Genomic DNA, 23,591 nt, shown 5'->3' on the forward strand with positions numbered 1-23,591 from the left:
CCGAGAGGGGCCACCCCCGTTTTTCCGGACGCGTCAGGATGACTCAGTAGACTCGCCGCGCTCGTCCAGCGAGTGCGAAGCGACTTCGACTCCGTCAAGCGCCGAAAGCGAGTCGAGGACGTCCGCGAGGTGGTCCGGGCCGCTCCCGTCGAGTCGGACCTCGACCGGAACCCGATTCGGCGCGTCGGACGCGGTTCGGGCGGCGCGCTCGACGCTGTCGAGTTCGGCCCCCGAGGCAGCGACTGCCTCGGAGAGGTCGCCCAGCGTCGCCGGCCAGCCGTCGAGTTCGAGGCGGGCTTCGACGGCGCGCCCGAGCGCCTGCATCCCGACGCGAGTCAGTTCGGCGTGTTCGGAGAGGCCGACGTTGCCGCCGGAGACGACGGCCGCGACGCGCTCGTCCTCGACATCGACCGCGCCGGAGAGCAGCGCGGCGACCGGGGCCGCGCCGGCCGGTTCGGTGACCGTCTTCGCCCGCTGCGCGAGGACCGTCGTGGCGACCGCGAGGTCCGTGTCGTCGACCGAGACCACGTCGTCGACGCGGTCGCGGACGACCGCGAAGGTCCGCTCTAACAGTCGCGCGTCGGCGATGCCCTCGGCGACGGTATCGACCGCCGAGAGCATGCGAATCTCGTCGGCCTCCAGCGAGGGCTTGGCGTGGGCCGCGCCCTCGGGTTGGACGCCGATAACTCGCACCTCGGGGTCCCGCGCCTGCATCGCGGTGGCGATGCCCGAGATGAGCCCGCCGCCGCCGATGGAGACGAGAACCGCGTCCACGCCGGGCGCGTCGGCCGCGATTTCCCGCCCGACGGTTCCCTGCCCGGCGATGACGGCCGCGTCGTCGAAGGGGTGGACGAACTCCAGTCCCTCGTCCTCTGCGAGTCGCAGGGCGTGTTCGTACGACTCCTCGTACAGTTCTCCTTCGACGACGACGTCCGCGCCGTAACCGCGGGTCGCGTCGATTTTCACCGCCGGCGTGATTTCGGGGACGACGATGGTCGTGTCGATGTCCAATAGGTCGCCCGCGAGTGCGACGCCCTGCGCGTGGTTGCCGGCGCTGGAGGCGACGACGCCCCGCTCGCGCACCGACTCGGGGAGTTGCGCCATCGCGTTGTACGCGCCGCGAATCTTGAACGACCCCGTCCGCTGGACGTTCTCCAGTTTGAGGTCGACCCGCTCGGCCCCGCAGCGGTCGGCTATCGTCCGCGAGCTATCGAGCGGCGTCCGGTGGACCACGCCGTCGAGGCGCTCGTGGGCGTCCGCCACGTCGTCGGCGGTGACGATTTCGGACGCCGGCGGTGCCGACTCGCCGGTGACGCGCCCGTCGCTCATCGGTTCGCTCTCGCCCCGACTGTCGGTGCCGACTCGAACCCCGCGACCGACAGAATCGACCGCGTGAGCACGTCGACGCCGGTTTCGAGGCTTCGTTCGTCCACGTCGAACGTCGCGGTGTGGTGGCTCGTCGGATGGTCGGTCCCGACGATAGAGTAACAGGCGAGGCCGCCGTCGCGCTGGACGCGCTCCATGAGGAACGTCGCGTCCTCGCTCGCGCCGAAGTCGGCGGTCTGGACGACGCGGTCGACGCTCTCGACGGTCTCGGCCGCGTCGGCCACAGCCTCCACGAGTTCGGGGTCGCTGTCGGCCCGGGGACTCTCGCTGACCACGTCGACCGTCGCCTCGCAGCCGTGCAGTTCGGCGGCCTTCTCGAACCGCCGGCGGAGTTCGGACTTCGCGTACTCCATGAGTTCAGTCGTCTCGCCGCGCGCCTCGGCGACGGCCTCGACCTCGTCGGCGATGACGTTGCTCGCGGTGCCGCCTTCGACCCGACCGACGTTGACGCGAGTCATCCCGTCGGAGTGTCGCGGGATGCCGTAGACGCTCTCGATGGCCGTTCCGAGCGCGTGGATGGCGTTCGCGCCGGCCTCCGGCGCTTTTCCGGCGTGGGCGGTCGTCCCCTCGATTTCCGCGTCGATGTGGCACATGGCGAGCGGTTTCTCGATGCCGGCGACGACTTCGCCCGTCGGGTGGTCGAGGCCGACGTGGACCGCGAAGAAGTAGTCGATGCCGGCGGCGTACTCGCTTTTCGCCATGGGCGCGCCGCCCCCCGAAACCTCCTCTGCCGGCTGGAAGAACACGGCGAGGCGACCCGAAAAGTCGCTCTCCTTGACGGCTTCGAGCGTCGCCAGCCCCCACGTCATGTGGGTGTCGTGGCCGCAGGCGTGCATCGTCTCGCCCGTCTCCGAGCGGAAGCCCTCGGCGGCGGGGTCGTGGCCCGCGTCGTCCGACTCCTCGATGAACAGCCCGTCGATGTCGACCCGGAGACCGACCGTCGGTCCCTCGCCGCGGTCGAGGACGGCGACACAGCCGGTCGTCCCGCCGCGGAGGGGTTCGAGAAGCTCCGGGTCGGTCCCGCGGTCGAGCGCCCGCTCGTACCACTCGTCGAGCCGGTCGTCGCTCGGGACGGCCATCCGGTCTGCGGGGTCGTAGGCGTCCGCGCCGACGGCGAGTTCGTCCACGCCGACGGCGCGGAGTTCCTCGACGAGCCGCGCGGTCGTCCGGAACTCGCACCAGCCCGGTTCGGGGTGGCGGTGGAGGTCTCTGCGAAGCTCCGCTAATCGCGCTCGAACGGCGTCAGCCATGCGTACACGTACCACCCGCCACCCACTTAAGTATAAACGGTATCCGTGGACACCGGCTACACAAAAAGACTAAGGGAGCGTCACCCAATCGATGTAGCAACCGCGCCCGCGACGCGCGCGACCGATATCATGACCGAGACAGACATCGTCGTCCTCCGCGAGGGGACCGAGGGCCTTTCGATGGAATCGTACGCCGACGCGCTCCGCGAGCGCCTCCCGGACCGGACCGTGACGCTCGCCCGGACGCCGAAACAGGAACGCGAACTCGTCGTCGACGCCCGCGTCGTCACGGGCATCACGATAGACGAGGACCTGCTGGACCGCGCCGACCGCCTCGAACTGTTCGCCTGCACGTTCGCCGGCACCGACCACGTCCCGATGGACGCGCTCGCGGACCACGGCGTCGCCGTCACCAACGCCGGCGGCATCCACGCGCCGGGCATCGCCGAGCAGGCCATCGGCAACATGCTCGTGTTCGCCCGCCGACTCCACGAGGGCTGGCGGCGCAAAGAGCGCGCCGAGTGGCGGCACTTCCAATCGGGCGAGTTCACCGACAGCACGGTGACGATTATCGGCCTCGGCTCCATCGGGCAGGCCGTCGCCCAGCGCTTGCAGGGCTTCGAAGTGGAGACCATCGGCATCCGCTACACCCCGTCGAAGGGCGGGCCGACCGACGAAGTCGCCGGCTTCGACTCCGACGCGATTCACGACGCGCTCTCCCGGAGCGACTACGTCGTGGTCGCGTGCCCGCTGAACGACCTGACCCGCAGGCTCATTGGGGACGCGGAGTTCGCCACGATGCCGACCGACGCCGTGCTCGTCAACGCCGCCCGCGGCGGCATCGTCGACACCGACGCGCTCGTGTCGGCGCTGCGGTCGAACAAGATTCGCGGGGCCGCGCTCGACGTGACCGACCCCGAGCCGCTCCCCGCCGACCACCCACTGTGGGGACTGGAAAACTGCCTCATCACGCCCCACACGGGCGGCCACACGCCGAAGCACTGGGACCGCCTCGCCGACATCGTCGCCGGGAACCTCGGGCGGCTCGACGAGGGCGAGGAGCTGGAGAACCAAGTGCTGGCCGCCGAGTCGAACTGACTCCCGATGGCGACGCAGGAACGTCCGGACGACTCCAGCGACGGCCAGCGGACCGACCCGTCAGCCGACCCCGGCGACGACCCGCGCGCCGACTACGACTACGTCGGCGGCGACACCGACCGCGAGGCGCTCGTCCGCGACCTCGAACGCCTCGTCGACGGCGACGTGCGATTCGACGAGTACACCCGACAACTGTACGCGACCGACGCCTCAGCGTACGAGGTGCTCCCCGTCGGCGTCGTCATGCCGACCTCGACCGCCGACGTGGCGGCCGTCGTAGAGTACTGCGCCGACCGCGAGATTCCCGTCCTCCCCCGCGGCGGCGGCACGAGCCTCGCCGGACAGGCCGTCAACGAGGCGGTCGTCCTTGACCTCTCGCGGCACATGGACGGGGTCCAGTCGGTGGACTCCGAGGCGGCGACGGCGACCGCGCAGGCCGGGGTTACGCTCGCGGACCTCAATAACTCCGCGGCCGACCATGGTCTCACTTTCGGCCCGGACCCCGCCGCGGGCGACCGGAGCGTCCTCGGGGGCGCTATCGGCAACAACTCCACCGGCGCGCACTCCCTGAAGTACGGCAAGACCGACTACTACGTCGAGGAGTGCGAGGTCGTCCTCGCCGACGGGAGCGTCCACCGCTTCGACGAGATGCGCGTGGCCGAACTCCGGGAGAAGGCCGACCCCGAGAGCGACGCGTGGGGTTCCGACGGGCCGCAGAGTCCGCTTCTCCCCCGAATCTACGCCGAGGTCGTCCGCGTGCTCGACGAGGAACGAGCGGAGATAGACGCCCGCTACCCGGACCTCAAGCGCAACGTCTCGGGCTACAACCTCGACGCGCTGGTCGAGGAGGCCCGCGGGGAGCGCCCGCTGGCCGACGGGACCGGAACCGACCCGGACTGCGGGTCGGGGACCGTGAACCTCGCGCGCCTGCTCGCCGGGAGCGAGGGGAGCCTCGCCGTCGTGACCGAGGCGACCGTCTCGCTCGAACCGCTCCCGGAGACGAAGGCGGTCGCGCTCCTCACCTACGAGGACGTGTTCGACGCCGCCGCCGACGTGGCCCCCATCCTCGACCACGACCCCGCGGCGGTCGAACTCATCGACGACGTGCTCATCGACCTCGCGCTCGACACCGCCGAGTTCCACGACGTGGCCGCGTCGCTCCCCGACGGGACCCGCGCGGCCCTGCTGGTCGAGTTCTACGCCGACTCCGACGCGGACGGCCGGCGGAAAGTTGCCGACCTGCTGACGGCCCGCGCGCCCTCGGTGACGCCGGAGGCGACGCCGTCTTCGGGCGTCGGCGTCGACGACGACGCCCGCGCGTTCGACGCGCTGGAAGCCCACGACGAGGCGGCGCGCGCGGGGCTCTGGGAGATGCGCAAGGCCGCCGCGCCCATCCTGCTCTCGCGGACGACCGACGAGAAGCACATCTCGTTCATCGAGGACTGCGCCGTCCCGGCCGACGAACTCCCGGGGTACGTCGAGCGCTTCCGCGAGGTCATCGACGACCACGACGCCAACACGAGTTTCTACGCCCACGCGGGGCCGGGCGTGTTGCACGTCCGCCCGCTCGTCAACACGAAGACGCTCGACGGCCTCGACTCGTTCGAGACCATCGCCGACGAGGTGACCGACTTCGTCGTCGAGGCCGGCGGGTCGGTGTCGGGCGAACACGGCGACGGCCGCGCGCGAACCCAGTGGAACCGCAAACTGTACGGCGACCGCCTCTGGAACGCCTTCCGCGACCTCAAGACGGCGTTCGACCCCGACTGGATCCTGAATCCGGGGCAGGTCTGCGGCGACGTGTCGATGACCGAGAACCTCCGGTTCGACCCCGACTACGAGTTCGACGCCGGCTTCGACCCCGAGCTCGAGTGGGACACCGAAAACGGCTTTCAGGGGATGGCGGAACTCTGCCACGGCTGCGGCGGCTGTCGGGGCGACCAGTCGACCACCGGCGGCGTGATGTGTCCGACCTACCGCGCCACGGAAGAGGAAGGATTGTCGACCCGCGGTCGCGCGAACATGCTCAGACAGGCGATGAGCGGCGACCTCGACGCCGACGCGACGGACACCGAGTTCATGCGCGAGGTGCTGGACCTCTGTGTCGGCTGTAAGGGCTGTGCCCGCGACTGTCCGAGCGAAGTCGACATGGCGAAACTCAAAGCCGAAGTCGAACACGCCCACCACCAGCGCGAGGGTGCGAGCCTCCGAGACCACCTGTTTGCCGAGGTGGACCGGCTGAACGAACTGGGGTCGCGACTCGCTCCGCTTTCGAACTGGGCGGCGAAGGTGCCTGGCGCGCGGACGGTCATGGAGAAGACCGTCGGCATCGCCCGAGAGCGGTCGCTCCCGACGTTCCACCGCGAATCGCTGGAAGACTGGTTCGAGGCGCGCGGCGGCGCTCGCGTCCCCGAGGCCGAGGCGACCGACAAGGTGCTTCTGTTCCCGGACAGCTACACCAACTACAACCACCCCGACGCGGGGAAGGCCGCGGTCCGCGTCCTCGAAGCCGCCGGCGTCCACGTCTCGATTCCCGACGACGTGACCGCGACCGGCCGCCCGGCCCACTCGAAGGGCTTTCTCGACCGGTCGCGGGCGCGCGCCGAGACGAACGTCGACGCGCTCGCGCCCCGCGTCGAAGCCGGCTGGAGCGTCGTGCTCGTCGAGCCCTCGGACGCGGTCATGTTCCAGTCGGACTACCTCGACCTACTTTCGAGCAAGGACGCCGAGCGCGTCGCCGCCGAGACCTACGGCATCATGGAGTACCTCGACGCGAAGCGTCTCGTGGAGGACCTCGACCGCGACGCCTCGGCGGGCGCGGACGACGAGACGCTGACGTACCACGGTCACTGCCACCAGAAGGCGACGCGGAAGGACCACCACGCTGTCGGTGTCCTCCGGCGCGCCGGCTACGACGTGGACCCGCTCGATTCCGGCTGTTGCGGGATGGCCGGGAGCTTCGGCTACGAGGCCGAACACCACTCGCTGTCGACGGCCATCGGCGGCATCCTCGCGGACCAGATTAGCGGGAACCGCGGCGACACCGTCGTCGCCCCCGGCGCGTCGTGTCGGACCCAACTGGAGGACGTGGACGGCGCGGCCGACGACCCGCCGCACCCGATAGAGAAGGTCTCCGAAGCGGTCGCTGACTGAGACGCGCGCCGAAAAAGAACCGCGAGTCGTGTCAGCTTTCGCCCGACGCGCAGTCGCTCAGGGCCAGAGGCCCCGCGTCTCCTTCGCGCCGCCGATGCGAGAGAGCGCGACGACGTACGCCGCGTCGCGCCACGTCAGGTCGCGTTCTTCGACGTGTTCGCGGACCGCGTTCCACGCCTTGAGCATCTCCGATTCGAGTTCCTCGTGGACGCGTTCGAGCGACCACTGGCGGCGGTTGATGTCCTGTAACCACTCGAAGTACGAGACCGTCACGCCGCCGGCGTTGGCGAGGATGTCGGGAATGACGGGAATCCCGCGCTCTTCGAGGACGGCGTCGGCCGCGAACGTCGTCGGCCCGTTCGCGCCCTCGACGACCATCTCCGCCGAGATGGAGTCGACGTTCTCGGTCGTGATGACGTTCCCGATGGCCGCCGGGATGAGCACGTCCACGTCGAGTTCGAGCAGTTCCTCGTTCGAGAGCGACTCGGGGGCGTCGTAGCCCGACACCATGCCGGGGCGCTCGTCGTGGCCCTCGACGTCCTGCGTGTCGAGGCCGTCGGGGTCGTAGATGGCTCCGTCCACGTCGGAGACGGCGACCACCTTCGCGCCCCACTCGTCGAGGAGGCGGGCGGCGTTCGCGCCGACCGAACCGAACCCTTGGACCGCGACGGTCGTGTCTTCGATATCCCAGTCGTAGAAGTCAACGGCCTCGCGGGTGACGATGGCGACGGAGCGACCGGGAGCCTCCTCGCGGCCGTATGACCCGCCGATGACCGGCGGCTTGCCCGTCACGACGCCGGGCGTCGTCTCGCCCTGCTGCATCGAGTAGGCGTCCATGAACCACGCCATCTCCTGCGGACCGGTTCCCATGTCGGGCGCGGGAACGTCCTTCTTCGGCCCGACGACGTTGCGAATCTCCTCGGCGAAGCGGCGCGTGAGTCGCTCGCGCTCCTCGTCGGAGAGCGTCTTCGGGTCGACCGCGACGCCGCCCTTGCCGCCGCCGAACGGCAGGTCCATCACGGCGCACTTCCAGGTCATCCACATCGAGAGGCCGATGCACTCGTCGGCGGTCACTTCCGGGTGGTAGCGAAGTCCGCCCTTGTACGGCCCGCGCACGTCGTCGTGCTGGGCGCGGAAGCCGGTGAACACGTCGAGCGAGCCGTCGTCGCGGCGGAGCGGGACCGACACCTGCTGGACTCGCGTCGGGTGCTTCAGGCGCGCGACGACGCCGTCGTCCACGTCGGCGTGACTCGCCGCGCGTTCGAGTTGCCGTCGCGCGGTCGCCAGCGCCGTCTCGGGTTCGGACCCCGAGCCGCCGTCGGTGACCGCCTCGCCGTTTCGATTTTTGCCATCTTCGTTCATCATATTAGGGCTGTGACCCGGAGTCATAATTAAGTTGTGAATAGCCGGCGGGGGAAGTCGGCCAGCGGTTCCGCCCCGTCGGACGTGACGACGAACGTCTCGCTGAGTTCGACGCCGAAGTCGTCGAACCAGAGACCGGGGATGGTGTGGAACGTCATGTTCTCTTCGAGGACGGTCTCGTCGCCGGGGCGGAGGCTCGCCGTGTGTTCGCCCCAGTCCGGGGGGTAGCCCAGCCCCATCGAGTAGCCGATGCGGTCTTTCTTCTCGATGCCGTACTGAGCGATGGTGTCGCGCCACGCCTTCTCGACGGCCTCGCAGGTCACGCCGGGTGCGACCGCGTCGAGGGCGGCTTCCATCCCCTCGACGACGATGTCGGCCCGCCGGGACAGCTCTTCGGGCGGGTCGCCGACGAACGTCGTCCGTGCGAGCGGCGAGTGGTAGCGGTGGCGACAGCCCGAGAGTTCGATGATGACCGGGTCGCCGTCCTCGAACTCGCGGTCGGTCCACGTGAGGTGCGGCGTGCCGGTGTGGTCGCCAGAGGGCATCAGCGGGACGATAGACGGGTAGTCGCCGCCGTAGTCGTCGGTTCCCTCGATGAGCACCGAGTAGATTGCCTCGGCGGCCTCGTACTCGGGGACGCCCGCCTCGATGACGTCGAGGCCGGCCTGCATCGCGTTCTCGGAGATGCGGGCGGCCTCGCGCATGTAGTCGAGTTCGGCGTCGGACTTCTTGATGCGCACGCGGTTCACGAGGAGCGTCGTGTCCTCGAAGCTCGCCTCGGCGAGATTCTTTTGCAGGCGCGTGTACGACTTCGCGGTGAAGTAGTAGGCGTCCATTTCGAGGCCGACGCGAGCGTCGTCGACGCCGAGGTCCTCCAGCACGGCCGCGACGAAGTCCATCGGGTGGAGGTCGTGCGGCGACTGGACGTGGTCGTCGCTGTACGGCCGGATGCTCTCCTCGCTCAGCGTGGTCGTCGCGCGCGCGCCGTTGGCGTCCATGTCGCGGCCGACCCACACGGGTTCGTCGCGGTCCCGCGTGACCACGACGCCCTGATGGACGTAAAACGACCAGCCGTCGTAGCCGGTGAGATAGTTCATGTTCGCGGGGTCGCTCACGAAGAGCGCGTCCAGTCCCCGCTCGGCCATCCGCTCTTTGGTCCGGGCGATGCGTCTGTCGTACTCGGCGCTGTCGAATACGGCTCTTGGCATGGGAACTTCTATCGAACCATCGAATAGGGCCCGTAAAAATTTTTTGTGGACCACGGTCACGGATACTGTGTACGCTAACGCCGCGGTGGCAGTTAGTATTGTATATTATCCACATGACTATATCCGATGCAGAGGGCCACAGGTACCGGTCGTGTCTCATTACAGCCACATTAAGCCTCCAGAAATTTAAATTACCTAAACTATGTGACTAATATAGATAATCTAGATTATTTCACCAATCTATTGTGTTCCACAGATACAATTCTAACTGCCACCGGCTCACCGAGAACAGTACGCATCTGCTGGGAGCCCAATCGTTATTCCTCGCAGTCTCGGAGCGGGGGTATGGACTTCTCTATCGTCGACCTCTCGCCGGTTCCAAAAGGTGGGACCGCGACCGACGCGTACGCGAACACCGTCGAAACCGCCAAGCAAGCCGAGCGACTGGGTTACTCGCGCTTCTGGGTCGCCGAGCACCACGGCATGGCGAACACCCTCGCGGGGACGACGCCCGAGGTGTTGCTCGGCCACCTCGCCGCCGAGACGGACTCGATTCGGCTCGGTTCCGGCGCGGTGTTGCTCAACCATTACAGCCCGTTCAAGGTCGCAGAACAGTTCGGCGCGCTCGACGGACTCGCGCCCGGCCGCATCGACGCGGGACTCGGGCGGGCGAACGGGTCGCCGGCGGCGGACCAGGCGCTCGGGACGGACCGGCACGTCGAGGACCCCGACGGCGACCACGCGGAGAAAATCGAGGCCGTCGTCAACCACCTCTACGACGACTACCCCGACGAACACCCCTACGCCGACCTCGAAATCCCGCGGGGCGACGGCGACCTGCCGGTTCCGTGGGTGCTCGGGTCGAGTCCGTCGAGCGCGACCATCGCGGGCGAACTCGGACTCCCCTACTGCTTCGCGGGCTTCATCAGACCCCAGTTCGCCGTCCACTCCTTCGAGGAGTACCGCGAGAGCTTCCAGTCGTCGTCGCTCGACGGCGGCATCGACGAACCACACGGCATGGTCGCGGTGAACGCCGTCTGCGCCGAGACCGACGAGGAGGCCGCGCGACTCCGCGCGGTGGCCGAGGCGTCGTACAAGCGGATGCGCCGCGGCGAGGTCGGCACGCGACCGACCGTCGAGGAGGCGATAGACGAACTCGGCGGCGTCCCCGAGCCCACGCCGGCGACCCTCGGAGCGAAGGAGTGGCCGCGCGCGATTTCCGGCAGTCCCGACACGATTTCGGGGCTGTTGGACCAGCTCGCGGAGCGCGTCGGGGCCGACGAGATGATGATTCAACACGTCGTCGGCAATCACGAAGACGGCCTCCGCTCGCACGAGCTGCTCGCAGAGGGCGTCGACCTCGTCTGACGCGCCGGTCTCCGAGACAGTCCGTCTCCCGGTCGATTCATATCCCAGTCCCCGAAATGAGAGGTGTGTCACGCCTACGTCATCTCCGGCTCGAAGACACGCCGTTCGAGGCCAGAGAGTTCTCGCTGCTCTGGCTCATCGCGCTGGCGACCTACGGCGTCGGCGACATCGTCACGACGCTGACGATTCTCTACTACGAGCGCCGGTTCGACGAGGCGAACGCCCTCCTCGTGGCGAGCACGGACGCTCTCGGACGGTGGGGGCTGGTCCTCCCGAAGCTCGCGGTGTTCCTCCTCTGTCTCGGTATCTGCGTCTACGGCGCTCGCGCCGGCGACAAGGTGCTGTACTACCTGCCGCCGGTCACGCTCGCCGTCATCGGGGCGTTCGCCACGGCGTTCAACCTCCGGCTCTTCGTCGGCTGAGCGGCGAACGACGGAAAAACGAGGCGCGAACGGCTCAGCCGGTCGCCTGTTCGAGCGCGAAGACGAACTCCACGTCGACGCTGTCGGTCTGTATCTCGTTGCCTGCCGCCTCCCGAATCTGCCACTCGACGACGAGCGACAGGGACTCCCCGCCATCGAGTCGGCCGAGCGAGACGGATTCGTTCCACACGTCGGCGAAGTCGAGATACGTCGTCTCATTTCCGAGCACGTAGGAACTCGTCCCGTTGGCCCGCTCGACGCGGAGTCTGACGGCGAGCGCCTCGTGGAGTTCGCCCTCGTCGGCTCCGCCGGTCGAATCGACCGCTAACTCGGGGCCGGAGCGACCGTTTTCGGCGGACTCGAACGGCATCGACTCCAGCGTCAACACGCCAGGGTCGCGCCCGCGGTTGGTGAGCGTCCCCGTCGAGTTGCCCGCGGAGCCGGGTGCGACCGACTGGGTGTCGAGAAGCGAGACGCCCGCCCCGCCGGAGCCGAGTTCGAGGTCGACGCCCGCCGGGGCGCTCCCGGCGGTGTTCTCGACGGTCACGTCGAACGACGCCGTCTCCTCGGTTCGGGCGACCTCGGTCGAGTCGCGGAAGAACACCGCGGTCACGGAGACGTAGCCCGTCGTGACAGTCGTCTCGCCGTCGTCGGTGGCGGCGAAGCCGGCGGTTCGGTTCCCCTCGGCGTACGTCACGTCGGAGCCGAGTGCGGTGGCGATGTCCACGGGACTCGACTCCCGGAGCGTGACGCGCCGCTCTTCCTGCCAGCCGTCGTCGGGGACCCACGCGTTCACCACGAGCACGACGCTGTCGACCGTGCCGGTCCACGAGAGCGTCCCGGTCACGGGGCCGCTGAGCGTCCCGACCGTCCCGTCGACGCTGCGGACCGTCGCCGGGTCCGCGGCCTCGACCGTGAGCGTCGGGTCGGGCGACACCGACGATTCGGCCGTCGTCGTCGTTTGACTGTCTCCGGAGCCACCACCTCCACCGCCACCGCCACTGCCACCGCCACCGCTACCGCCACCGCCGCCTCCAACGCCACCGCCAGTTCCAGCGCGTGCCGTGGTGGTCGGGGGTGGACTGCTCGTCGGCGCGGGCGTTGGCGTGGGCGACGACGGGGGCGGGTTCGGCGTTGTGGTCGCGCTCGGCGTCGACGCGGGTGTCGGGGTGTCCGGGTCTTCGAACTGGTTCGTTTCCTCCGGTGGGGCGTCCGGCGTCGGCGGCGGCGGGGGAGTCACGGTGACGGTCGGCGGCGACGGCTCGGGGTCGTCGCCACGGAGGTCCGAGAGCACGCCGTTGATACCGCGGTCGTCGAGGAAGCGTTCGATGCTTCCGGGAGCGGCAAAGCCGGTTCCGACCAGCACGATGCCGATGACGACGAAGACCATAAACACCCGGCCGACGACCTGCGAGAACTGCGGCGAGAGCGTGCCGAAAAGTTTCGCCGGCAAGAGCGAGGCGAGCGACAGCGGAAGCGGGAACAGGCTCGCACGCGGCGGGCGGTACTCGACCACCAGCGCCGTCTCGGTCGGCCGGTCGCCGGGTTCGACTTCGTCGCCGACGTCGACCGGACGCGTCTCGGTTCGCGGCCCGTCACCCTCGTCGGAAGAGGACCGCTCGCGCTCGCGTTCGACGAGCGTGGCGTCACCGTCGACGCCGACGAACGACGCCGACGACGGGTCCCAACGCCGGACCGCCCGGACGACGCCGTGGACGGGGAGGCGCTCGCCGGGGAGACAGAGGACGCGGTCGCCCCGCGAGAGACGGTCGAAGTCGACCTCCTCGAAGCACTCGGCGTCGTCGTCGCGGTCGGCCGCCGACGCGTCGACGAGGCGGCGACACCGCGTCGCCGTTCGCCGCGACCACGTCGGCGAGGGTGGCCGAGCCGCCGAAGCGGTCGTCGAGCACGTCGAGGCTCCCGACTTCGAACGTCGTCACGTCGAGGACGCCCGCGAGGTCCGCCACCGAGGCGTCCGCGTCGCCGTCGTCGCCGGCCGTGGCGTCGCTGTCGTTTTCGGTCAGCGTGAGGTCGATGTCGAGACTGCCGTCGAGCGACCCGTCGTTTTCGAGGTCGACTTCGAAAGTGTCGGTCTCGTCGCCGGGCGCGAGACCCGTGGCGCTGAAACTCGCGGAACTGGCTCCGTCGGCGAGGCTCAGCGTCCCCGCCTGAAGCGTGTTCTCGGTGCTCGATTCGTGTCGTTAAAGAGGGCGAACGTGCCCACGCCGGCGGCGGCGCTTCCCGCACCAATCGTGAGGAGCCCCCCGAGGGCGCGGCGTCGCGTGAGTTTGAATACTTTGTCTGCCATTGAGTTCTCCGTGCGGCCCACCGTACACCCACTCCCGTCCGTGATATTCTGGGTGGGGTGACCTTCAGATATCTCGACTCGATTACGTGGGAATAATGGGACACCACCATTATGCGGTATCCGGCAAAAACCGAGCGGCGTGATAGCGCTCGGCACGGGAGCGCGGAGGAACCGACGAACGCGTATCGGAGCGGTCGGTTCACCGACCGCCGCGCTCCCCGTCGAACAGTTCGGCGAAGACCTTCCGGTGGGCCGCCCGGAGGTGTTGGGTGAACGTCGACCGCGAGACGCCGATGGCCTCGGCGACTTCGGCGGCGCTCCGGCGTTTCGGGCGCTCGAAGTAGCCCGTCCGGTACGCGACTTCGAGCGACTCGCGCTGTCGGTCGGTGAGGCCGGCCAGCACGCTCGCGCCGATATCGGACTCGACGGTCCGGTAGCTCCGCGCGGTCGTAGCCGGTGAGCGTCGTCGCCGCCTCGTTGACGAGGACGACGCCGCCGTCGCGGGCGACGAAGATGGCGTCGCGGACGTTCTCGACGAGCGTCCGGTAGCGCGCCTCGCTCTCGGCAAGCGCGCGCTCGGTCCGGTGCTTGTCGACGGCCGTTCGGACGCGTGTGGCGAGCGCCGCGGCGCTGTCTCCGAGCTCGTCTTGACGATGTAGTCGTTCGCGCCGGCCGACAGCGCGCTGCTGGCGAGTCCCTCGTTGCTAGCGCCGGTAAAGAGGAGAAACGGGATGTCCGGTCGGTGCTCGCGGACCTCGGAAAGCAGCTCGATGCCCGTCCGACCGGGCATGTAGTAGTCGCTGACGACGCGCTCCACGTCGTCGGTGAGGCGGTCGAGTGCGCCCTCTGGACTGTTGGCCTCCCGAACGTCGAAGTCGGGGGCCTCCTCGCGGAGTCGCTGCACGACGAGCGCCAGCCAGTCGCGGTTATCGTCGACGAGGAGGACCGTGACGGGGTCCGCACTCGTCTCGTCTGTCGTCTCGGTCACGGCGGTTCGGCCGTCCGTGGCACATCGACCGGCATAAGCTGTTCGGGTGACGGGTCCGGGCGGCGGCCTGAGAAACATGGAATGTTCGTTTGGTTTGCGCCGACAGCGACGGGAATAATCGCTCGCAAACAGACACCTCTAAATACCAGAGCGGGCACAGAACACGCACCGATGGACGCGAGCAGCGGTCGGGCCCGGTGAGAGATGGACTGGCAGTACACCGTTTTGGTCCTTCCGACCCTCTTTGCGATGAGTACCGCGGTCCTACTCGGGGCGTACAGCCTCCGGCACATGCAGGCCCACGGGCAGTCGTCCGAGCTCGTTACCTTCTTCGCCGTGAACGTCGGACTCGCCCTCTGGACCGGGTTTGCGGCGCTCAAACTCCTGCAGACCGACCCGGCGCTGAAGCTGCTTTTCTACCGGTTTCTCTACTTCGGCGTCGCGCCGCTCGGCGCGCTCGCGTTCCTCTTTACGCTCCTCCACACCGACCGGATCAGCCGAATCACGCCCGGACTGGTCGCGGCGGTCATGACCGTGCCGGCCGTCTTTCTGGCGGTCCTGTTTGCGAATCCGAACGGCCTCGCCATCGAGGCGACGCGCCTCGTCGAGACGAACGGTCTCGTCGTCCTGCGGGTCGACGTCGGTCTCGGTCACGTCGTGTTGCAGTTGCTCTACAACGCGGTGCTCTCCGTGCTGGCTATCGTGCTCATCCTCTACGAAGCGGCCCGACTGGGTCGAACGTACATCCCGCAGGCGGTGTTGGTGAGCGTCGGTCTCGCCGCCCCGTTCGTCTTCGTCGCGTGCAGTTCGCTCGGGATCCCGCCGTTCAACAGCGACGGCGTGAACCTCGTTCCGACCTCGGCCGCAGTCACCTCCGCGGCCATCGGCATCGCGCTCTTTCGCTACCGGTTTCTCGACTTGCCGCCCATCGCCTACACGACCGCGATGGAGGAGTCGCCCGACGGCGTGTTCGTCCTCGACGCGGACAAGCGAATCGTCCACGTCAACACCCGCGGTGCGGCGCTCTTAGAGCGCTTCGGCGCGGCCGTCGGCGACCCGGTCACCGCGGTCTCGCCGGACCTCGACCTGACGACGGAACAAAACGACAGCATCGAAACCACCCGAGAGGGCGGCGAAGCGGTGTATCTCAGCGCCCGCTCCCAGCGACTCGAACGGGGCGACCAGACCGTCGGGTGGGTCATCGTCCTCCGCGACGTGACCGAGTTACACCGCCAGAAACAGACGATTCTCTCCCAAAACGAGAAGCTCACGCTCCTCAATCAGATCGTCCGCCACGACATCCGAAACGACATGGCCGTCATCCTCGGCAACGCGCAACTGGTCGAGGAGTCGGTCGACGACGAGGCGCTGCGCGAGCGCCTCGACACGATAATCAGGAACGGCGAGCACGCCACCGAACTCACGGTGAACGTCCGGAACCTCATGGCGACGATGCTCGACGACGAGGAGACGAACCGGCCGACGACGCTCGCCGGACCGCTGTGGGCCGAGGCGAGCGCGGTTCGCGACGGAACGTCCGAGGCCGCGGTCTCGCTCCCCGGCGAGCCGCCGGACGTGACCGTCGTCGCCGACGACATGCTGGGGACCGTCTTCCGCAACCTCCTCACGAACGCGGTGCGGCACAACGACGCCGACCGGGCCGAAATCGACGTGTCGGTCGAGGTCCGCGACGACGACGCGCTCGTCCGCATCGCCGACAACGGACCGGGCATCCCCGACGACCGAAAAGAGGTGGTGTTCGGCCGCGGCGAAAAGGGGCTCGAAAGCCCCGGCACCGGCCTCGGCCTCTACCTCGTCGACACCATCGTCAGCGGCTACGGCGGCGACGTGTGGGTCGAGGACAACGAGCCCCGCGGCGCGGTCTTCGTCGTCCGCCTGCGGAAGGCCTGAGAGCGGGACGACCGCGCGCCCAAACACTCAAAAAGTCAGCACGTCGATAGGAAGGCGATGCCCTCCACCGTTCTGCCCGCCGGCGTCAGCCGGTGGCGAGTGGCCGTGCTCGCGGCCGTCGCCGCCGTCCTCGTCGGTCTGGCGACGCTCACCGACGAGCCGGTCGGCCCAGTGTTCGCCGCCATGGGTCTGCTCACGCTCGTCTACATGGCGGCCGGTGCGGTCGATACCGTCCGTGAACACCCCGCCTTCCCGCTCGCTTCCGCGGTGTACACGACGTTCCTGTTCGCCGGCGGATACGTCAGCGGCGCGCTGTCGAATCTCCTGTGGGCCGTTCTCGCGGTTCTTTCGGCATTCGGCGTCGTGGTCGAGGCGTACAACTACCGGCACGGAACGAGCTATCTCCGGTTGGATTTCGAATGACGGGACCGAGCGAGACCGCCGTTTCAGGGGCGATAGCCGCCACGTCGGTCTTCGTGGGACTTGCCGTTGCCTTCGGTGGCCCGCAGGTCAACCTCGCGGCCGGCGTCGTCTGGACCGTTGCGACGGGCATGGTGCTCCTGCATCTCCGCGGGAAAGTCCGCGACGCTCGGAGCGACGAGTCGCCCGAACCGGGACCGCTCCTGCGTCTGGCCGAAATCGATTACGACCCGCGGTACGACCGCTATCTCGGTGTCCTCCTGTTCGCCCTCGGTATCGCGGCGTTCGCGGCGCTCCTCGTCGTCGACCCGTCCGGTTGGAACGCGTTGTTCCTCGTCGACGTCGGGAACTGCTGTCTGATTGCCGCGCTCGGGGCGGTCGCGCTCTCCGATAGATAGTGCGAAAATCGGAAGGACCACGTCGCAGTCCGCTGGTTTTCGAGGCGTCGGCCAAAAAGACTACTTAGGGAGCTGGCAATTTCCACATGTCCGCACGACGCTGTCTGGTCGGCGGACAGGTGACATATCTGCACAGACAGGCGGCCCATCCCGTGCCAACGGTACTCCGACCCTGCCCCCTCGGACTGCCGCCCGATGGTCCGCCCCTACATTTCTACCCGGTCATCGTCGTTCAGCGAGCGACCGGCCTGCGACTCAGTCGCGTCCCGGAGCCGCGCCCCCGGCGAGACCAGCCACGCGGGACCCGAGTTCGTCGTAGACGCGGACGACCGTACCGCGGAGCGACTCCGTCGCGAGGACGGCGAAGCCGGTGAAGATAGTCGCGAAGCCGACGACGGTGAGCGTCGAAATCGACTCGCCGAGGAGCGCCGTCCCCCCGAGCGTCGCGACGATGGGCACGGCGTAGAAGACGAGGTTGCCGCGAATCGGCCCCACGTCGTCGAGGAAGCCGAAGTAGGTGAGGTAGGCCACCGCGCCGGCGAAGACGCCGACGTAGGCGAGCGCGACGAGCGCCGTCGGAGACCACGTAGCCGCGGCGAGCGACTCGCCGGAAGCGACGCTCATGCCGTGGGTGAGCGCCGCGCTGACGGGGAGCGCCCACGCCGTGCGGACGGTGCTCGAAAGCGACGTGTCGGCCCAGCGGATGAGCACGGTCCCGAGCGCGCCGCTGACCGCGCCGAGGAAGACGACGCCCTTCCAGAGCGCCTCGCCGTCGAGCAGGTTCGCGGGGTCGACGCCGACGACGAGGCCGACGCCGAGCAGGCCGATGAGCATCCCGAGCACGCCCCGGGTGGAGAGGCGCTCATCCGCGAGAAGCGCCATGGCGAACACGGGCGTCAGAATCGGGTTGAGGCTGAAGATAATCGACCCGACGCCGCTGGAGACGTGCTCCTGCCCCACGAACAGGAGGGCGTTGGCGAGGCCGATGACGAACACGCCGGTGGCGAGGATGCCGACCACGTCGCGGACCGACCGCGGGAGCAGTTCGGCGCGGGAGCGGGTGGCGACGACGTAGCCGACGAGCAGCACCGCCGCGATGTCGAACCGGAGCGCGACGAACAAAAGCGGCGGCAGGTAGTCGAGACCCGCCTTCGCGGCGACGAACGTCCCGCCGAAGAAGAACGCCGTCAGCACGAACAGGACGAGCCGCCGGCGCGTCGCCGTCACCGTCCCACACCTCCGAGCGAGAGACCGAACGCAGAGTGAAGTGAACGCATCTTGGATACACGTACGACTCCCCCGCGTATAGTTTGATTCAGAAATCAATTCACGGCAAGAAAAGTCCGCGGCGGTCGAGCATGATTCATGGTGTGAAATGATTTCGAGACGCGAAAGAAGTTTAATCGAGCGCGCACAACGTCGCCGCATGGAGTCGGCATTAGACGAAATCGAATTCCTCGCGCTCTCGCAGAACCGCGTCGACGCGCTCAGATACCTCGCCGAGCGGCCGCACTCCAGACGCGAACTCGTCGAGCGAACCGGGGCGTCGCAGCCGACGATGGGGCGGATTCTCAGCGACTTCGAAGACCGGTCGTGGCTCGTCCGCGAGGACGGCGCGTACCGGGCGACGGTGACGGGCGAACTCGTCTCGCGGGGCTTCGACGACCTCGTCGACATCCTCGACACCGACGCCAAACTCCGGCCGGTCGTCGAGTGGCTCCCGACCGACGCCATCACGTTCGACCTCGAACACCTGACCGAGGCGACGATTACCACGCCGAGTCAGGTCCGGCCGAACGCCCCCGTCAAGCGCGCCGTGTCCCTCCTGAGCGAGGCCGAAGACGTGCGCATCTTCTCCTACGCGTTCAACGAGCAGAACCTCGACATCGTCAGGGAGCGGACCGCCGCCGGCGACCAGCGGTTCGAAGGCGTCTTCTCGTCGGACGCCATCGACGCGCTCGCCCACGACTCCCAACTGCGCGAACAGCTCCGCGACCTCCTCGACGCCGACGCGGCCGCCGTCCGCATCACCGACGAGCCGATTCCGATGGCGGCGACCATCGCAGACTCGACGGTCCACCTGTTCCTCCGCGACGACAGCGGCATCCTCCAAGCCTCTATCGACGTGACCGAACCGGAGGTGCTCACGTGGGCCGACGAGCTGTTCGAGCGCTACTGGGAGGCGGCGGAACCGCTCGACCTCGACCGACTCTGAAAGCGGGTATCACGACCGACCGCGTCGTCGCCCCGTCAACCGACTCACGAGACATATCGGCGGCCTGCGAGATGCCAGCAGATGCCCTCGTCCCACCCGTCAGTCGAGTTCGTCGAACGAGTCGACCTCGTCCCAGCAGGAACACGGCAGGTCGTCCAGAGAGGTGACTTCGTCCGGGAGGCTGGTGATGGGAATCCCGGACCCGGCCTCGTCGCAGTCCTGTTGATGAACGCTGAAGTCGTCGCTGGACATCGTGTACATGGTCAGCACGCCCTGTTCGCCGGCTTCATTGAAACAAGTTGCGAGTGTGGCAGCCGAGCGCGGGGCGTCAGAGAACCCGGAAGACGCGAACCGTGTCGCGCTTGCCCGGTTCGCAGAGCAGTTGGGCGAGGCCGAACTCGGAGAACTCGTCCTTCCAGTTGCGGTGATACAGCGGGAAGTCGTCGTTGACGTAGCTCACCTCGGAGCCGGAGCGCCCGCGCGTCGGGCCGTTGCCCTCGTTTTCGGCGGTTATCACGAGGTCCGAGGAGACGCGGGCGATTTCCTCGAACACCCACGTGTCGTCGGGGTGGACGTGCTGGAGCGTCTCGACGGAGTAGATGACGTCGAACTTGTCGTCGGGGAAGTCGGGGAGCAGGTCCTCGATTGCGCCGGTGAGGAACGTGCCGGTATCGACGAGTTCGGGGAAGTACTCGGCCATCACCTCGAAGGAGTCGTCGTTGATGTCGATGCCGGTGATGTCCTCGTAGCCGCGGTCGTGGAGGTGCGCGAGGTGGCGACCGGAGCTACATCCGAGTTCGAGAATCGACGCGTCCTCCGCCGCGTAGTGCTCGAACACGGTCGCGAGCGTCTCGCTGACCTCGTTCGGGCCGATTTGGGCGTAGTACTCCGGCGAGAAGTCGCCGGAACGCTCGGCCCATCCGCGGTGGTTGTCGTCTGCGTCCATACCCCGAGTAGCGAGCGGGCGGGTAAATGTTCCGCGGAGTGTGCGCCACCGGGACGGAACGCGATTGGGGTCCGAAAAGTCGGTGACTGCACGTCAGTCGGGTGCGCTGGAGGGCACAGAGGGTGCGTGCTGGAGGGCACGTCGGGGAGGTGTGCGTCAAGGGGACCGAACGTGAAGGGTGCGTCAGGGGGGATTCGGCTGTCCCGCGAAGGGACAGGGAGCGAGTGTGTCGTGGGGGGCTGGAGGGGTGAGCGCCGCCGCGGGCACGAGCAGTCGGGTGTACCAGTCGAGCGTGCCGTGCCTCGCTCGCGGCGCGTGCGCCACCGGGTCGTCGACCGCGGTCGTTACGCCGAGTCCTCGGTCGTCGTCCCGACACCACCGGTCTCGGCTGTCGTCTCGGTACCGCCGACCGCGGGTTCGCCGTCCGTGCCGTTCGTACCGTTCACGGGACCATCACCACCGCCCGTGTCCGTACAGCCGGCGAGTGCGACGGTCGCTACCGCGACGCCGACACCGAACTGCCGTCGAGTGAGCGTTTCGCGCATCGCAGTCAGCAGTCTCGCTCGGCGGATGATAATGGGGGAGAGTCGTCCCGACCGTTCCCCCTTTGAACAACCGTTTCGAGTGACTGTTTCGACCGTTTCAGTCGGATTAACGGAACGTTCGCCAGCCAACCGAGGGCCGATGAGGGCGGCCCAGTACGGCGATTGTCTCGTCGCTGCGGAGCGACCCGGCGAGAGGCGACGGCGAGCGGTCGCGGACGGCGACGAACGACATCGGGGAGCGATAGACCCTCCTGTGAACCCCGGTGGCGACTGTCGATACCGACGCCCCGGACCGGGAGAAAATACAGTATTTGAAAATATTCAGACCAAATTGACTGTCCGAACAGTTGTAAAAATGTTCAATAAACAGATAAACAAAACATTATACACTAGCAGAGTCGACAGATAAAGAACAGACACATGCCAGTCAAACGCGTCTCGGGGGTCGGATGGACGCTCGTCGCGGCGTTACTCGTCGTCGCGGTCGCCGTCTCGCCGGTCGTCGTCGCCGCGGATGGCGTCGAAGTGCGTGCGGTCGACCACGGCGGCCCGGGCGTCGTCCCGACCGAGAACGGCCGGCCGTACGTCGCCTCGTGGCAACCCTCGACGGTTTCGGTGACCGTCGCGGGAGACGGCAACGGCACCGAGGTCTGCTTGCAGACCGACCGCGACGACGGCTCGACGATGCTGTTGGGATGCGAACCGCTCGGAAGCGCGGGAGCGAACCCGACCGACGAACGGCGCGTCGGCTTCGAGTTCGCAACGTGGCCGGCGAACGCGACCGGCGACCGCACCGTGACAGCGGTCGTCAGACCCGGCGACGGCGGCGAGCCGGTCGCGCAGGCGAGTCGCGGTGTCACGGTACTCGCGCCGGCCGGCGACGCCGACGGCGACAACCTCGGCAACCGGGACGAACTCGACCGCGGCACGGACGTGCTCGTCACCGACACCGACACCGACACCGACGGCGTACCCGACGGCGAGGAGGTCAACCGCTACGAGACCGACCCGACGAGCACGGACACCGACGGCGACGACCTCAGCGACGGCGTCGAAATCAACGAGCAGGGGAGCAACTCGACCGAGACCGACACCGACGGCGACGGCCGAGGCGACGGTGCTGAGGTCGAAGCGGGGACTGACCCGAACGCCGCGCCGGGGGCGGTCGTCGGGTCGCTGGAACTCGGCGGCGAGGGCTGGCTGCTCGTCCTCGCGGTCGCGGCCATCGCGGTCGCCCTGCTCGTCGTCGGCGTGCGAGTCCGCGACAGCGACGCGCGAGCGAGGCTGTCCGACGTTCGCGCCCGCGCGGCCGACCATGTCGACGGCCGAGGCGACGGAGCGTCGGCGGACGCGGTCCAGACTGGCGGAGGCGACAGTGCGGCGCGTGCGCAGTCGGCCGCCAACAGTTCCCCCGCCGACGGCTCCCCCGCCGCCGAGGAACTCCTCGACGACGAGACGCGCGTCCTCAGGCTCCTCGACGACAACGGCGGCCAACTCCGGCAGTCGAAAGTCGTCGAGGGAACGGAGTGGTCGAAATCGAAGGTGAGTCGCGTCCTCTCGCGGATGGCCGACGAGGGAACCGTCGCGAAGATAAATCTCGGCCGAGAGAACCTCATCGCCCGCCCGGAGAGCGTTCCCGAACACGCCCGGTCGCCGTTCGACGAGTCCTGAGCGGGCGACGCGGCGGCCGGGACGACCCGCCCCGAGAGTTGGAATCCCGAACCGCGGACGGAGTTGGAACATACCAACCAAGAATATAGGCCTCGGGGAACTAGGGAAGACTCATGCGAGAATTCGTCTTCACCGTCGAGTACGAGCGGGGTGCCGACGAGGTGATGGACCTGTTCATCGAGAACCCGGATTTACACTCCAAGACCATGGCGATACACGCCACGAGCGAGTCGATGTGGCGACTCGACCGCCTCACCGGGCCGACGGAGGCGCTCGAAGCGTTCGACGAGGTCATCGAGCAGGCCACCCGGTGCAACGGCGTCCTCGGGATGTGCGGCGCGCCGGTCGTCGAGTGGGAGTACGAGGTGCTGTCGGAGACGCCAAACGGGCGCATCGTCTACTCCTGCCGCGAGGAGGGCGACGGGATTCAGTCGATTCCCCACGTCGCCGCGAAGCACATCGGCGACGGCCTCCTGATGCAGGCCGAACGCCGGGGGGCACAGAACCAGTGGCGACTGCTCATCTCCGACGACGACACGGTGAGCGAGATTTACGAGGAGGTCAAAGACAGCCTCAGCGACGGCCTCTCGCTGAGCGTCCAGCGCATCAGCGAACCCGAGTGCTGGCTCGAAGAGAGCGTCTCCGCCGACGGCCTCCCGCCGGAACAGCAGGCCGCGCTCGAAGCCGCCGTCGAGTTCGGCTACTACGAGACGCCGCGCCAGCACACCGTCCAAGAAATCTCGGAGGAACTCGACATCCCGAACTCGACGCTCCAGTATCGCCTGACCCGCGCCGAGGCGTGGCTGGCCCGGCAGTTCGTCACCGGCACGCTCGGCACCGAAGTCGAAGACCGCGTCGACCCCGAACAGCTCGAAGCGAGCGCCTGACCGGCGACTCCCGGGCCGGACGCTCGACGAGAGACGGCCGCAGAACGGTTGGAAC

The 23,591-nt window shown here is 68.1% G+C and carries 18 protein-coding genes and 3 pseudogenes; 10 read left to right on the forward strand and 11 right to left on the reverse strand.

Features of this window, described 5'->3' with window-relative positions:
• Positions 1-33 precede the first annotated feature (33 nt).
• Together HVO_RS01275 and HVO_RS01280 are read right to left on the reverse strand one after the other, a co-directional pair.
• A complete protein-coding gene (locus HVO_RS01275) occupies positions 34-1,329 on the reverse strand; it encodes a threonine ammonia-lyase (RefSeq protein ID WP_004041276.1) in 1,296 nt (431 codons plus the stop codon).
• Complete coding sequence (locus HVO_RS01280) at positions 1,326-2,636, reverse strand: amidohydrolase (protein WP_004041275.1); 1,311 nt, start codon at positions 2,634-2,636, stop codon at positions 1,326-1,328. The genes HVO_RS01275 and HVO_RS01280 overlap by 4 nt, the downstream gene beginning before the upstream one ends.
• A gap of 129 nt (positions 2,637-2,765) precedes the next feature.
• Here HVO_RS01280 and HVO_RS01285 point away from each other — a divergent pair, with 129 nt between their 5' ends.
• Together HVO_RS01285 and HVO_RS01290 are read left to right on the forward strand one after the other, a co-directional pair.
• Positions 2,766-3,734, forward strand: coding sequence for a D-2-hydroxyacid dehydrogenase (locus HVO_RS01285; protein ID WP_004041274.1), 969 nt, complete (start codon positions 2,766-2,768; stop codon positions 3,732-3,734).
• A 6-nt stretch (positions 3,735-3,740) separates the two neighbouring features.
• A complete protein-coding gene (locus tag HVO_RS01290; RefSeq protein ID WP_004041273.1) occupies positions 3,741-6,887 on the forward strand; it encodes an FAD-binding and (Fe-S)-binding domain-containing protein in 3,147 nt (1,048 codons plus the stop codon).
• Between the two features lie 57 nt (positions 6,888-6,944).
• Here HVO_RS01290 and gdhB read toward each other — a convergent pair whose 3' ends face one another.
• Together gdhB and HVO_RS01300 are read right to left on the reverse strand one after the other, a co-directional pair.
• A complete protein-coding gene (gene gdhB / locus HVO_RS01295; RefSeq protein WP_004041272.1) occupies positions 6,945-8,252 on the reverse strand; it encodes a glutamate dehydrogenase GdhB in 1,308 nt (435 codons plus the stop codon).
• A 26-nt stretch (positions 8,253-8,278) separates the two neighbouring features.
• A complete protein-coding gene (locus HVO_RS01300; RefSeq protein WP_004041271.1) occupies positions 8,279-9,457 on the reverse strand; it encodes a M24 family metallopeptidase in 1,179 nt (392 codons plus the stop codon).
• 345 nt (positions 9,458-9,802) lie between these two features.
• Between HVO_RS01300 and HVO_RS01305 the strand changes: the two genes are divergently transcribed.
• Together HVO_RS01305 and HVO_RS01310 are read left to right on the forward strand one after the other, a co-directional pair.
• Positions 9,803-10,825 carry an LLM class flavin-dependent oxidoreductase gene (locus HVO_RS01305; protein ID WP_004041270.1) on the forward strand — a complete coding sequence of 341 codons (1,023 nt, stop codon included), beginning with the start codon at positions 9,803-9,805 and terminating at the stop codon, positions 10,823-10,825.
• A gap of 65 nt (positions 10,826-10,890) precedes the next feature.
• A complete protein-coding gene (locus HVO_RS01310; protein WP_006600083.1) occupies positions 10,891-11,247 on the forward strand; it encodes a hypothetical protein in 357 nt (118 codons plus the stop codon).
• Positions 11,248-11,281: 34 nt separating this feature from the next.
• On the opposite strand, the pseudogene HVO_RS01315 reads toward HVO_RS01310, so the two are convergent.
• From HVO_RS01315 to HVO_RS21155, 3 genes and pseudogenes are all read right to left on the reverse strand, one after another.
• Positions 11,282-13,102 (reverse strand): annotated as a pseudogene (locus tag HVO_RS01315) (hypothetical protein); the annotation flags it as partial.
• A gap of 652 nt (positions 13,103-13,754) precedes the next feature.
• Positions 13,755-13,958, reverse strand: coding sequence for a helix-turn-helix domain-containing protein (locus HVO_RS21145; protein ID WP_161606674.1), 204 nt, complete (start codon positions 13,956-13,958; stop codon positions 13,755-13,757).
• Positions 13,959-14,249: 291 nt separating this feature from the next.
• A pseudogene (locus HVO_RS21155) lies at positions 14,250-14,621 on the reverse strand (response regulator); the annotation flags it as partial.
• Between the two features lie 126 nt (positions 14,622-14,747).
• Between HVO_RS21155 and HVO_RS01330 the strand changes: the two are divergent.
• The 3 genes from HVO_RS01330 to HVO_RS01340 are packed head-to-tail and all read left to right on the forward strand — an operon-like array spanning position 14,748 to position 17,272.
• Positions 14,748-16,454, forward strand: a complete 1,707-nt coding sequence (locus HVO_RS01330; protein ID WP_004041265.1) for a sensor histidine kinase — start codon at positions 14,748-14,750, stop codon at positions 16,452-16,454.
• Between the two features lie 57 nt (positions 16,455-16,511).
• Positions 16,512-16,877 (forward strand): hypothetical protein, encoded by a 366-nt coding sequence (locus tag HVO_RS01335; RefSeq protein ID WP_004041264.1) that lies wholly within the window; start codon positions 16,512-16,514, stop codon positions 16,875-16,877.
• On the forward strand, positions 16,874-17,272 hold the full coding sequence (locus HVO_RS01340; protein WP_004041263.1) for a hypothetical protein: 399 nt from the start codon (positions 16,874-16,876) through the stop codon (positions 17,270-17,272). The genes HVO_RS01335 and HVO_RS01340 overlap by 4 nt, the downstream gene beginning before the upstream one ends.
• 255 nt (positions 17,273-17,527) lie before the next feature.
• Here the strand turns inward: HVO_RS01340 and HVO_RS01345 are convergent, their stop codons facing one another.
• Positions 17,528-18,499: a DMT family transporter gene (locus HVO_RS01345; protein WP_004041262.1), complete on the reverse strand. Its 972-nt coding sequence runs from the start codon at positions 18,497-18,499 to the stop codon at positions 17,528-17,530.
• 199 nt (positions 18,500-18,698) lie between these two features.
• On the opposite strand from HVO_RS01345, the gene HVO_RS01350 reads away from it, so the two are divergent.
• Positions 18,699-19,487: a helix-turn-helix transcriptional regulator gene (locus tag HVO_RS01350; RefSeq protein ID WP_004041261.1), complete on the forward strand. Its 789-nt coding sequence runs from the start codon at positions 18,699-18,701 to the stop codon at positions 19,485-19,487.
• A 99-nt stretch (positions 19,488-19,586) separates the two neighbouring features.
• On the opposite strand, the gene HVO_RS20730 is transcribed toward HVO_RS01350, so the two are convergent.
• The 3 genes and pseudogenes from HVO_RS20730 to HVO_RS01360 all read right to left on the reverse strand — a co-directional run.
• Positions 19,587-19,748 carry a hypothetical protein gene (locus HVO_RS20730; protein ID WP_004041260.1) on the reverse strand — a complete coding sequence of 54 codons (162 nt, stop codon included), beginning with the start codon at positions 19,746-19,748 and terminating at the stop codon, positions 19,587-19,589.
• A gap of 67 nt (positions 19,749-19,815) precedes the next feature.
• The gene (locus tag HVO_RS01355; protein WP_004041259.1) at positions 19,816-20,433 is read right to left on the reverse strand and encodes a class I SAM-dependent methyltransferase; all 618 of its coding nucleotides are present in this window, start codon (positions 20,431-20,433) and stop codon (positions 19,816-19,818) included.
• 353 nt (positions 20,434-20,786) lie between these two features.
• A pseudogene (locus HVO_RS01360) lies at positions 20,787-20,978 on the reverse strand (hypothetical protein); the annotation flags it as partial.
• Positions 20,979-21,398: 420 nt separating this feature from the next.
• Between HVO_RS01360 and HVO_RS01365 the strand changes: the two are divergent.
• Both HVO_RS01365 and HVO_RS01370 read left to right on the forward strand, forming a co-directional pair.
• Complete coding sequence (locus HVO_RS01365) at positions 21,399-22,649, forward strand: helix-turn-helix transcriptional regulator (RefSeq protein ID WP_004041257.1); 1,251 nt, start codon at positions 21,399-21,401, stop codon at positions 22,647-22,649.
• A 113-nt stretch (positions 22,650-22,762) separates the two neighbouring features.
• Positions 22,763-23,536, forward strand: a complete 774-nt coding sequence (locus tag HVO_RS01370; protein ID WP_004041256.1) for a helix-turn-helix domain-containing protein — start codon at positions 22,763-22,765, stop codon at positions 23,534-23,536.
• The last annotated feature ends 55 nt before the right edge of the window (positions 23,537-23,591 follow it).

Source organism: Haloferax volcanii DS2 (assembly GCF_000025685.1).
Classification (GTDB): Archaea; Halobacteriota; Halobacteria; order Halobacteriales; family Haloferacaceae; genus Haloferax; species Haloferax volcanii.

Excerpts from the sequence above, each read along its gene's own strand:
- HVO_RS20730 (WP_004041260.1), bottom strand. The coding sequence starts at position 19,748 with ATGTACACGATGTCCAGCGACGACTTCAGCGTTCATCAACAGGACTGC.
- gdhB (WP_004041272.1), bottom strand. The coding sequence starts at position 8,252 with ATGATGAACGAAGATGGCAAAAATCGAAACGGCGAGGCGGTCACCGAC.
- HVO_RS01365 (WP_004041257.1), top strand. The coding sequence starts at position 21,399 with ATGCCAGTCAAACGCGTCTCGGGGGTCGGATGGACGCTCGTCGCGGCG.
- HVO_RS01335 (WP_004041264.1), top strand. The coding sequence starts at position 16,512 with ATGCCCTCCACCGTTCTGCCCGCCGGCGTCAGCCGGTGGCGAGTGGCC.
- HVO_RS01300 (WP_004041271.1), bottom strand. The coding sequence starts at position 9,457 with ATGCCAAGAGCCGTATTCGACAGCGCCGAGTACGACAGACGCATCGCC.
- HVO_RS01305 (WP_004041270.1), top strand. The coding sequence starts at position 9,803 with ATGGACTTCTCTATCGTCGACCTCTCGCCGGTTCCAAAAGGTGGGACC.
- HVO_RS01340 (WP_004041263.1), top strand. The coding sequence starts at position 16,874 with ATGACGGGACCGAGCGAGACCGCCGTTTCAGGGGCGATAGCCGCCACG.
- HVO_RS01285 (WP_004041274.1), top strand. The coding sequence starts at position 2,766 with ATGACCGAGACAGACATCGTCGTCCTCCGCGAGGGGACCGAGGGCCTT.
- HVO_RS01290 (WP_004041273.1), top strand. The coding sequence starts at position 3,741 with ATGGCGACGCAGGAACGTCCGGACGACTCCAGCGACGGCCAGCGGACC.
- HVO_RS01280 (WP_004041275.1), bottom strand. The coding sequence starts at position 2,636 with ATGGCTGACGCCGTTCGAGCGCGATTAGCGGAGCTTCGCAGAGACCTC.
- HVO_RS01350 (WP_004041261.1), top strand. The coding sequence starts at position 18,699 with ATGGAGTCGGCATTAGACGAAATCGAATTCCTCGCGCTCTCGCAGAAC.
- HVO_RS01275 (WP_004041276.1), bottom strand. The coding sequence starts at position 1,329 with ATGAGCGACGGGCGCGTCACCGGCGAGTCGGCACCGCCGGCGTCCGAA.
- HVO_RS01370 (WP_004041256.1), top strand. The coding sequence starts at position 22,763 with ATGCGAGAATTCGTCTTCACCGTCGAGTACGAGCGGGGTGCCGACGAG.
- HVO_RS01355 (WP_004041259.1), bottom strand. The coding sequence starts at position 20,433 with ATGGACGCAGACGACAACCACCGCGGATGGGCCGAGCGTTCCGGCGAC.
- HVO_RS01330 (WP_004041265.1), top strand. The coding sequence starts at position 14,748 with ATGGACTGGCAGTACACCGTTTTGGTCCTTCCGACCCTCTTTGCGATG.